Consider the following 10,082-nt stretch of genomic DNA (forward strand, 5'->3'; position numbering starts at 1 on the left):
CTATCAAACCGGCCTTCAGGCGAACATGTCGGCTTGGGCATTATGCAGGAACGGGCCCAACGGATTAACGCAGAATTGGCCATTACATCGCAGATTGGGCAAGGTACGGCGGTTATGCTGACTTTGCCGCAACAAATGAGAACAGCATCATGACGATTAAAATTACCCTTATTGACGACCACACCCTATTTCGCAGCGGCATCAAAGCCCTGCTCTCCCGCCAGCCCGATTTTGAAGTCGTCGGCGAAGCTTCAGACGGCCTGGCCGGCGTAAAAATGGTCGAACAGCTTAAGCCTGACGTAGTTTTGTTGGACTTGGATATGCCGGTCATGAACGGCCGCGAAGCACTGGCTCAAATTTTGAGCATCAATCCACAACTGACCGTCATCATGCTGACCGTTTCCGAAGACAGCGACGACTTGACCGAATGTATGCGTATGGGTGCAAAAGGCTTTTTGCTGAAAAACATCAACGCCGACTTCCTCTTGGAAAGCATTCGCAAAGCCGTCGATGGCGACAATGTCTTCTCTCCAGAAATGACCAGCCGCTTGGTGCAATCGCTGATTTCCCCTTCTCCTTCACGCTCCGACCACCTGCTGGCGCAGCTGACCCCGCGCGAAATGGAAATCTTGGGCTACCTTGCCGCCGGACACAGCAATAAAATCATTGCCCGCCATTTAAACTTGGCTGAGTCAACCGTCAAAGTGCATGTGCAGAACCTATTGCGCAAGCTGAATCTAAGCAGCCGCGTCCAAGCTGCGGTTTATGCGGTGCAACACAAAGTACCGCAACCGGTATTGTCTTAAAAAGGCCGTCTGAAACCTTCTTTTTAAAAGGTTTCAGGAAAAGCGTTTATTCGCTATAATCACGCCGATTTATATGCAGGGTTGTCTGATTTTTTCAGACGGCCTTTTTATTTGATTTCTCACTGATTTAAAACAACATGTCCGAAAACATTCCAGAAAATACACCCGAAAATACCGTTCCTGAAGAACACAAACGCAGCATCCGCAGTTTCGTCTTGCGTCAAGGCCATATGACCGCTGCCCAACAGCGCGCCATCGATACAATGTGGCCGCAATTTGGTGTGGACTTCCAAGAAGCTCCTTTGGATTTGAACCGCGCATTCGGCCGGGATAATCCTAAAGTTTTGGAAATCGGTTTCGGTATGGGCGTCGCGACAGTGGAAATCGCCAAACGTCTGCCCGATACCGACTTTTTAGCAATTGATGTTCACGGCCCGGGCGTCGGCAATATCTTGAAGCTGATTGAGGAAGAACACATTTCCAATATCCGCGTAATGCGTCATGATGCGGTGGAAGTAGTGGAAAAGATGCTGGAAGACGGTTCTTTAGACGGCATTCATATTTTCTTCCCTGACCCTTGGCACAAAAAACGTCACAATAAACGCCGCTTGGTACAAGTGCCGTTTGTTGAAAAGCTGCTGCCCAAACTCAAAAGCGGCGGCTATGTCCATATGGCGACCGACTGGGAAGAATACGCCGTGCAAATGCTGGAGGTTTTGAGCAGTTTCGACGCTTTGCAAAACACGGCTGCCGATTACGCCCCTACGCCCGATTATCGTCCTGAAACCAAATTTGAAGCCCGAGGCAAACGATTGGGTCATGGCGTTTGGGACTTGGTGTTCCGTAAAAAATAAAGCCGAACATAAAACACAAGGCCGTCTGAAATTTTTCAGACGGCCTTTTATCTTACTGATTAAGCCAAGAAAAGTTTATAAGCCGGATTATCGGTTTCTTCTTTATAAACATAACCCAAGCTCTCCAAGAAGTCGGCAAAGGCTTCATTGTCGCTTTCAGGTACATCGATACCGACCAAAATACGGCCGTAGTCCGCACCATGATTGCGATAATGGAACAAAGTAATATTCCATTCGGCGCGCATATGGTTCAAGAAGCGGGACAATGCGCCGGGACGCTCCGGAAATTCAAAGCTGACCAAGCGTTCGCTGGATACTTTTTCCGTACGTCCGCCGACCATGTAACGGATATGGATTTTGGCGATTTCGTCATTGGTCAGATCGACATTGGGCAAACCTGCGTCAGCCAGTTGTTTGCTGATGACGGCCAAGTCTTGCGCACCGGCGGTTTGCAAGCCGACAAAAATATGCGCATTTTTATCGCTGCCGTAGCGATAGTTGAACTCAGTAATGTTCCGGCTTCCCAGCAAATTGATAAACTTCAGGAAGCTGCCCTTTTCTTCGGGAATGGTAACGGCGAAAATACCTTCGTTGCCCTCGCCCAGCTCACTGCGCTCCGAAACGTGGCGTAAGCGGTGGAAGTTCATATTGGCGCCACTGGTGACGGCAACCAAATTTTGACCTTGGATATTGTTTTTCGCAACGTAAGCCTTCAGGCCGGCAAGAGCCAATGCGCCCGCAGGCTCAGTAATGCTACGCGTATCGTCAAAAATATCTTTAATCGCGCCGCACAACATATCCGTATTGACCGTAATAATTTCGTCCAACAGCTCTTTACACAGGCGGAAGGTTTCCTCGCCCACCACTTTAACCGCCGTGCCGTCTGAAAACAGGCCGACATCTTTCAAATGTACGATTTTCCCTGCCTCAACCGATTGCTTCATACAGCAAGAATCATCAGTTTGCACGCCAATCACTTTAATTTCAGGACAAACTTGTTTGATAAACGCCGCTACGCCTGCTGCCAAGCCGCCTCCACCAATCGGAACAAAAATCGCATTGATATTGCGGTGTTGACGGAGGATTTCCATGCCGATGGTTCCCTGGCCGGCAATCACATCCGGATCATCAAAAGGCGCAATATAAGTCAGCTTTTCCTTTTCGGCCAACTCCATCGCATAATCATAGGCATCATTGTAAGACACGCCTTTCAATACCACTTCGCCGCCACGGCTCTTTACCGCGTCAATTTTGATTTTAGGCGTTGTTTCCGGCATCACGATGACGGCGCGGCAACCCAAATACTGCGCCGATAAAGCCACACCCTGCGCATGGTTGCCCGCGCTGGCAGCAATCACGCCGCAATCCAAAGCTTCTTTCGGCAGCTTCGCCATTTTGTTGTACGCACCGCGGATTTTGAACGAAAACACCGGCTGCAAATCTTCACGTTTGAGCAAAACCTGATTGTTCAGACGGCCTGACAGACTGCGTGCCAAATCCAAAGGCGTTTCTACGGCTACATCATAAACGGAAGCGGTCAAAATACGGGTCAGATAATCGGAAAGAGGAAGAGGATGGTTCATGGTATTCAGTGTTCGAAAATAAATTGTCATTCGGCCGAATCGGCCTGAGGAAAAAGTTAAAACCATACCCCTGAGGCCGTCTGAAGGCAAGAAAAATCTTAGCAAAGCCTGAATGAAACGGTATAATGTCCGCTTACTATCTATTTAGTATGCCAAACTGTTTACTCGATAACAGTATCCACCCATATTCAAATTTACAAACAATGATGAAAAAAACGCTACTTAGCTTAATTTTTGCTGCCCTCCTGAATACCCACGCCCTTGCCGCCGACCCGGTTGCCTCCGCACCTGCCGTACAAGGCGAGGCACAGCCGCAGCCATTGTTGCACAGCATCAACAGTCCGACAACGCCTCCGGAAATCGCGGCAACCGCCTACATCGTTACCGACCTGCACAGCAAGCAAACCTTGGCATCCAACAATGCCGACGCGCCTATCGAACCTGCCGCGTTGACGCAAATGATGACTGCCTACCTTGCCTTTAAAGCATTAGAAAACGGTACACTTGAAGCAAGCCAAATGCTGACCGTTTCCAATGCCGCATGGAAAGTCGAAGGTTCGCGTATGTTCCTCGACCCAAAAGTGCCTGTCAGCGTCAGCTCCTTAATTAAGGGGACAACCATCCAATCGGCCAACGATGCCGCCATCACCCTTGCAGAAGCCATCGGTAACGGCTCTATCGATGAATTCGTCAAACAAATGAATGAAGAAGCCAAACGCTTGGGCATGAAGCACACCCACTTCAACAACCCGACCGGCATTTCTTCTAACGGCCATGTTTCAACCGTTGGCGACTTGGCCATTTTGGCAGCCGCGCTGATCAACGACTATCCGAAATACTATCCTTTGTTTGCAAATAAATCTTTCAAATACAATAATATCGAGCAGCCCAACCGCAATCTTCTGCTCTATCGCGACAGCAGTATCGACGGTTTGAAAACCGGCTATTCTGAAGGAGCAGGCTATCATCTTGCTGCTTCCAGCAAACGTAACAACCGCCGTATTGTTTCCATCCTTGCCGGTGCCGAATCCACCGAAGCGCGCGCAAGCGAAAGCAGCAAACTGCTCAACTGGTCATTGCAGGCATTTGATACGCCTAAACTTTACAACGGCGGAGAAGTGATTTCCCAAGTCAAAGTTTACAAAGGCAGCACCAAAGCCGTAGACATCGGTTTCTTGGACGATGTTTACATTACCATTCCCCACGATACCGGCAAAAACGTCAAACCAATCTTAGAAACGCTTCAGCCCGTCCTCGCCCCGATTGAAAAAGGTCAAGTATTGGGCAAACTGAAAGTCATGAAAGACGGCAAAATCATTGCCGAAAAAGACGTCGTCGCCCTAACCGGCGTGGAAGAAGGCAGCTGGTTGCGCCGTATGTGGGACGCGATTGTGTTGTGGTTTAAAGGTTTATTCAGTTAAACAATCAACCATAACAAAATAAGCCACAAAAAGGCCGTCTGAAACCTGTTTGCCAGATTTCAGACGGCCTTTATTCAGCCTAAAAGACAGCTAATTAGATAATTCCAGCGTTGGCGGTAGATGCTGTGTCATCGTGAACATCAACCGTATCGACAGACGAGTAGCTCATGCGGTCAGTATGCGTATTGACGTCTGACAAATTACTGATATTGTCATTACCTGACAACCTACCCATCAACTCTTGCAGGCTCAATGTGCCTTCATCGAAACGGAAGGTATCAATCACGGCATTGTTAGTGTTACCGGAAAAGAATTGGTCATTGATGGTAATGCTGTCCCCTTCTGATCCCTTAACGGTAATTTTCCAATCGATATTGCCTCGAACATCAGTGATGGCATCAATATGCAGGTCATTAACAGAGATATTTTGGCCAAATTGCAGTGCATTATGTTCGCCCACATTATCGGTAATCGTATCCTTACCTTCTCCAAGGCTGAAAACATAAGTATCGGCACCCTTACCGCCTACCAAGTAATCGGTTCCTTGTCCGCCAAATAAAACATCGTTGCCATCGCCGCCATTCAAACGGTCATTGCCACTTTCACCCCATAAAGTATCGTTGCCGTTACCTCCATGTATAGAATCATTACCCATACCGCCATTGAGACGATCGTTTCCATCATAGCCAAAAATAATGTCATTACCTGAATCACCGTTAATCGTATCATTGCCCAAACCGCCTCTGATACGGTCATTGCCATCGCCGCCGCTGACAAGAGCATGGCTGCTGTCTGTAATTGTGATGATATTATCAGCACCTAAATGATTCGCAGCTTGGGTAAGACTGTGATCATCTATTTCCGCTACATTTTTTGCAGAAGTATTTTCTGCTACCGAAAGGCTATGATTATTTTCGATGGTTAATGTAGTCTCGTTTACAGGCTCCGGAATATTGCCTTCTTTAGGATTACGGGTTTTGGTAATCTCTTGGTCGGAAAGATTATTCACAATAGTGTTATTTTCAATTTTGATATTGTTGAGTTCTCCCAAAATATCTTTTTCGGGAGTAGCATAATCCCTGCCTTCTTCCAAATCGATAGAACCTTTAACACGACCATATGTGTCGGCATTAGTCCCGTTGTTTACCAGTAAGTTATCGTGAACGGAAATACCCGTATCATTGAAATCAAAATTATGGCTGTTTTTGAATACAGTGTTTAAGCGTACGCCACCCCAATTGGCATTATCTTTAATAAGGTTATTGGCTACTTCATGACCTTTGCCGCCAAAGATACCAATACCTGCCGCACGCCAGCCTAATTCAACGGTATTGTTTAAAAAGTGGTTATTTTCAGCAACATGGGCATTGGTATTCTCATGATGACTTGACCATGTTGCTAAGCCATCATCACCATTGCCACGGATATTGGAATTGATAACAGTGGAATTGCTGGTACCTTGTGCAAAGTTAACGCCGTCTGCAAAGTTGTTGCGAATAGTGGCATTGGAGATAGTCAAACCATCAGTGTAATTTAAAGGTTTGTTTTTAGAATAATCCCCAATCCATACGCCAGCTTCAAAATGTTCAATTTTGATATCGTGAATAGAAGAGCCAGTACCTAAAGTGCCGGATATCCCTTTATAATTGGCTTTCTCATCATGTCTTGAATTTAGATTTGAATCCATAGAGAGATTGCCCAAATCTATATCTTTACTACCGGGTTCAAAAGTAATACCACCGCCACCGCTCGCATAACCCTTATCATCGTATTTAGCAGCTTCAGTATTCAAAAAATGTAACTTAGTGTGCCATTGCCCTGCACCGGTAATCTTAATACCATCAGGAACATAAAGGGAAATCGGTCGTGAAAAATCAAATTGACCTTCAGGAATGTAAACAGATTTTTTAGACGCTTTTGCAGATTCAATCGCAGCTATGAATGCTTGGTAATCATCCGAGCCGTCATTGGCGACTGCGCCGAAATCAGTAATGCTGACACTGTTTTCAGGCTGTCTAATGGCGTCCGGTGCCTTTTCCAAATCAACCAAGTCAATGCCTACGGGCGTGCTGTCGATATTAGTGATTGTAACCTTATCCCCTACCTTGATATTGGCCTCTTTAAATAATTGGCTGACTTCGTCAAATTGGAAGCGGGCAAGCCTATCTGCCGCAGGCGTATCATGAACTTTAATATCATCATTCGGATGATATGTATAGTTATCCAAATATTGCCAGTTAGATTTGGAAGACAAATCCAAAGTACCGATCACTGTATTATTGACTTTGACTTCTACTTTACCGCTTTCACCGTCAGGAACGGTATAACGGATGGTTACGGCATTGGCATCTGCTTGTGCAATAAATGACACAGATGCATTAGTAGGCAAATCAACATATGCCTGACCGCTTGCTTCACGGGCAGTTGCGCGTTCTGCCTCTGAAGAAGAGGCATTTTTAACAACGCCGTTTTTCAGTTCACTTTGTTCTGCCTCATAAGTCGTATAGCCAAGTTTGGCACCATATTGAGAGGCATTGGGTACTGCTGTTTTAATGTTTACCATTTAATATATTCCTTCAAAAATGTCGTAATATTGAATTATTCTTTTGTAAAATGCTTTTATTAGTCATAATTTTGGCATAAAAGTTCAATATACTATTGTTTAATTTTGAAAAGAAAATGCCGTCTGAAAATATAGAAATTTTCAGACGGCATCTCAATGCCTTATTAGATTGTTGATAAAGATTTAAGCCAAACCTTTTTTCTCCAGATAGCTTTCGTAATCGCCCAAGTAGTGTTCATATCCGCCTTTGCCATCCAATTCGATGATTTGGGTAGCCAATGAAGATACAAACTGACGGTCATGCGATACAAAAATCAGCGTGCCGTTGTATTTTTCTAGTGCCATGTTCAAGGATTCGATGCTTTCCATGTCCATGTGGTTGGTCGGTTCATCCATGACTAAGACATTGGGTTTCAACAGCAACAGTTTGCCGTAAAGCATACGGCCTTTTTCGCCACCGGAGAGAACCTTCACTTTTTTCACAACATCGTTGCTGCCAAAGAGCAAGCGGCCCAAAGTGCCGCGGATGACTTGCTCGTCATCGCCTTCCTGACCCCATTGGCGCATCCATTCGCTCAGGTCCATATCGACGTCGAAGTCGTTTTCATGGTCTTGCGGATAGTAGCCGACACTGGCTTTTTCCGCCCATTTGATGGTGCCTTCGTCCGGCAGCAGGCCGCCTGAATATTCGGGGTTGTACGCACCTGCCAAGAGTTTCAGCAAGGTAGATTTACCCGCGCCGTTCGGGCCGATGATGGCAAGGCGTTGGCCTGCTTCAAGGATGAAGTTCAGGTTTTTAAACAACTGGGTTTCAAAGCGTTTGGCCAGTTTTTCAACTTCCACAGCCTGACGGTGCAATTTGGCTTTTTCGTCGGCTTCAAAACGAATATACGGGTTTTGACGGGTAGAAGGTTTGACTTCGACCATTTCCGATTTGATTTTGTCTGCCTGCTTCAGACGGCTGGTTGCCTGACGGGCTTTGGATTTGTTCGCAGAGAAGCGTGCAACGAACTCTTGCAGCTCTTGCAGTTTCTCTTTGGCTTTGGCGTTGTCTTTCAGGGCGCGCTCACGCGATTGGGCGGAAGCAAGCATATAGTCGTCGTAGTTGCCCGGATAGATGGTGATGGTGTTGTAGTCCAAATCCGCCATATGGGTGCAGACTTCGTTCAAAAAGTGACGGTCGTGCGAGATGATAATCATGGTGGAGTCGTACTGGTTCAACACGCCTTCCAACCAGCGGATGGTATTAATGTCCAAGTTATTGGTCGGTTCGTCCAAAAGCAATACATCTGGCTTGGAGAACAGGGCTTGCGCCAGCAATACGCGCAGCTTGAAGCCCGGGGCGACTTCTGCCATGGTCGCATTGTGCAAATCTTCGGAAATGCCCACGCCGCTCAACAATTCGGCAGCGCGTGCTTCGGCAGTGTAGCCGTCGTATTCGGCAAACTTAGCTTCCAGTTCGGCGGCTTTCATGTAGTCGTCTTCGGTAGCTTCGGGGTTGGCGTAAATCGCATCACGCTCGGTCATCGCCGCCCACATTTCGGTATGGCCCATCATCACTACGTCCAGCACGCGCATGTCTTCGTAGGCAAACTGGTCTTGGCGCAATTTACCCAAACGCACGCCGTTTTCAATCGCTACTTCGCCGGCAGTCTGTTCCAAATCGCCGCCGAGGATTTTCATGAAGGTGGACTTGCCTGAGCCGTTGGCGCCGATCAAGCCGTAACGGTTGCCTTCGCCAAATTTGACGGATACGTTTTCAAACAGCGGCTTTGCGCCGAACTGCATGGTGATGCCGTTGGTAGAAATCATTATTCGTAAAACCTTTATAAATAGAATGTTATAATCGGACGCGATTGTAGCATATTTTTGCAAAGACCTCAGGATTGAGGCCATAGCAAGTGTGCCCAATGCCTATGCAAGATAAAAACAGACAGCGCTTCACGCAAAAATGCGTTGTAGGCAGCATTTCAGGCCGTCTGAAACGGAGAAACAATATGGAAACGCACAAAATCTATTACGCCGTGATTATTTTGGTATGCGCCGCTTCCATGCTGCTCAGCCCGTTTTTCTATATCCGCCGCACACGATCTGGCGCTGAATTACGACGTGCGCCCAGACAGTGGAAGCCCATCCTCTTCGCCAACATCATCATGATTGCGGCTTTGCTTGTTTGGTGGAAATGGTTTTAAGGAAAAATAAAAATGAACAAAATTTGGATCAGTACATTACTACTCACTTTGACAACTGCAATTTCCGCCGCGCCTATTTTTGAATGTACCGATTCTGCCGGCCGCAAAGTCTATACCCAAGCCGGCGGCAAAAACTGCAAAGCCAGCAATATCGGCAAACCGTCCGTCTATACTTCTGCGCCTGTTTCAACACCGGCAACGCCGATTTCCCCAAGCAAAACCGAGCAAGCGGAAGAAGCTGTCGCCCCGGTCAATCCGGCTGACGTCGGCGCAGCCAAGCGTGCTTTGGATACCGCCAAGAAAAACTTGGAAGAAGGCAAAAAAGTGCGTTATGGCAATGAACGCAACTATGCCCGCTATCTCGAACGGATCAAGGGTTTGGAAAAAGCCGTCCGCTCGGCTCAGGAAAACTATGACGCGGCGCAACACCAGCCTGCATCTCAAGATCCTGTTGCCTATTGATCCTTACCACACCAGCAAGGCCGTCTGAAATTTGGTTTTCAGACGGCCTTTTCATGTCTTCAATATAACAAAATCGTCTTTATACCAAACAAAGCATTCTTTCCAGTTTTCAGACTGCCTTGTTAAAGTAAGCGTGTATTAAATTCTGACGGTTGCCATTATGTTGTTACTCAAAACGCCTTCTGTATTGCCGGGTTTCAA

Annotated in this window: 8 protein-coding genes; 5 read left to right on the forward strand and 3 right to left on the reverse strand. The window is 46.9% G+C overall.

Annotated features, from left to right (window positions below):
- Positions 1–149: 149 nt before the first annotated feature.
- Together ACTHUM_RS09900 and trmB are read left to right on the forward strand one after the other, a co-directional pair.
- The gene (locus ACTHUM_RS09900) at positions 150–806 is read left to right on the forward strand and encodes a response regulator (RefSeq protein WP_004520571.1); all 657 of its coding nucleotides are present in this window, start codon (positions 150–152) and stop codon (positions 804–806) included.
- 137 nt (positions 807–943) lie between these two features.
- Complete coding sequence (gene trmB, locus ACTHUM_RS09905; protein WP_039862398.1) at positions 944–1,660, forward strand: tRNA (guanosine(46)-N7)-methyltransferase TrmB; 717 nt, start codon at positions 944–946, stop codon at positions 1,658–1,660.
- Positions 1,661–1,719: 59 nt separating this feature from the next.
- Here trmB and ilvA read toward each other — a convergent pair whose 3' ends face one another.
- Positions 1,720–3,243, reverse strand: coding sequence for a threonine ammonia-lyase, biosynthetic (gene ilvA, locus ACTHUM_RS09910; RefSeq protein WP_004520573.1), 1,524 nt, complete (start codon positions 3,241–3,243; stop codon positions 1,720–1,722).
- A gap of 203 nt (positions 3,244–3,446) precedes the next feature.
- Between ilvA and ACTHUM_RS09915 the strand changes: the two genes are divergently transcribed.
- Positions 3,447–4,664 carry a D-alanyl-D-alanine carboxypeptidase family protein gene (locus ACTHUM_RS09915; protein WP_004520574.1) on the forward strand — a complete coding sequence of 406 codons (1,218 nt, stop codon included), beginning with the start codon at positions 3,447–3,449 and terminating at the stop codon, positions 4,662–4,664.
- A 94-nt stretch (positions 4,665–4,758) separates the two neighbouring features.
- Here the strand turns inward: ACTHUM_RS09915 and ACTHUM_RS09920 are convergent, their stop codons facing one another.
- A complete protein-coding gene (locus ACTHUM_RS09920) occupies positions 4,759–7,227 on the reverse strand; it encodes a type 1 secretion protein (protein ID WP_440361165.1) in 2,469 nt (822 codons plus the stop codon).
- Between the two features lie 183 nt (positions 7,228–7,410).
- Entirely contained in the window at positions 7,411–9,039 is a 1,629-nt protein-coding gene (locus ACTHUM_RS09925; protein WP_049336108.1) for an ABC-F family ATPase, read from the reverse strand.
- Positions 9,040–9,224: 185 nt separating this feature from the next.
- On the opposite strand from ACTHUM_RS09925, the gene ACTHUM_RS09930 reads away from it, so the two are divergent.
- Both ACTHUM_RS09930 and ACTHUM_RS09935 read left to right on the forward strand, forming a co-directional pair.
- Entirely contained in the window at positions 9,225–9,419 is a 195-nt protein-coding gene (locus tag ACTHUM_RS09930) for a hypothetical protein (RefSeq protein WP_049336152.1), read from the forward strand.
- Positions 9,420–9,431: 12 nt separating this feature from the next.
- The gene (locus tag ACTHUM_RS09935; protein ID WP_049336110.1) at positions 9,432–9,881 is read left to right on the forward strand and encodes a DUF4124 domain-containing protein; all 450 of its coding nucleotides are present in this window, start codon (positions 9,432–9,434) and stop codon (positions 9,879–9,881) included.
- Positions 9,882–10,082: the final 201 nt, after the last annotated feature.

It is taken from the genome of Neisseria sp. P0021.S006, assembly GCF_051956895.1.

Bases quoted from the DNA above. Each gene is read 5' to 3' on its own strand.
- ACTHUM_RS09900 (WP_004520571.1), top strand. From the start codon at position 150: ATGACGATTAAAATTACCCTTATTGACGACCACACCCTATTTCGCAGC.
- trmB (WP_039862398.1), top strand. From the start codon at position 944: ATGTCCGAAAACATTCCAGAAAATACACCCGAAAATACCGTTCCTGAA.
- ilvA (WP_004520573.1), bottom strand. From the start codon at position 3,243: ATGAACCATCCTCTTCCTCTTTCCGATTATCTGACCCGTATTTTGACC.
- ACTHUM_RS09915 (WP_004520574.1), top strand. From the start codon at position 3,447: ATGATGAAAAAAACGCTACTTAGCTTAATTTTTGCTGCCCTCCTGAAT.
- ACTHUM_RS09920 (WP_440361165.1), bottom strand. From the start codon at position 7,227: ATGGTAAACATTAAAACAGCAGTACCCAATGCCTCTCAATATGGTGCC.
- ACTHUM_RS09925 (WP_049336108.1), bottom strand. From the start codon at position 9,039: ATGATTTCTACCAACGGCATCACCATGCAGTTCGGCGCAAAGCCGCTG.
- ACTHUM_RS09930 (WP_049336152.1), top strand. From the start codon at position 9,225: ATGGAAACGCACAAAATCTATTACGCCGTGATTATTTTGGTATGCGCC.
- ACTHUM_RS09935 (WP_049336110.1), top strand. From the start codon at position 9,432: ATGAACAAAATTTGGATCAGTACATTACTACTCACTTTGACAACTGCA.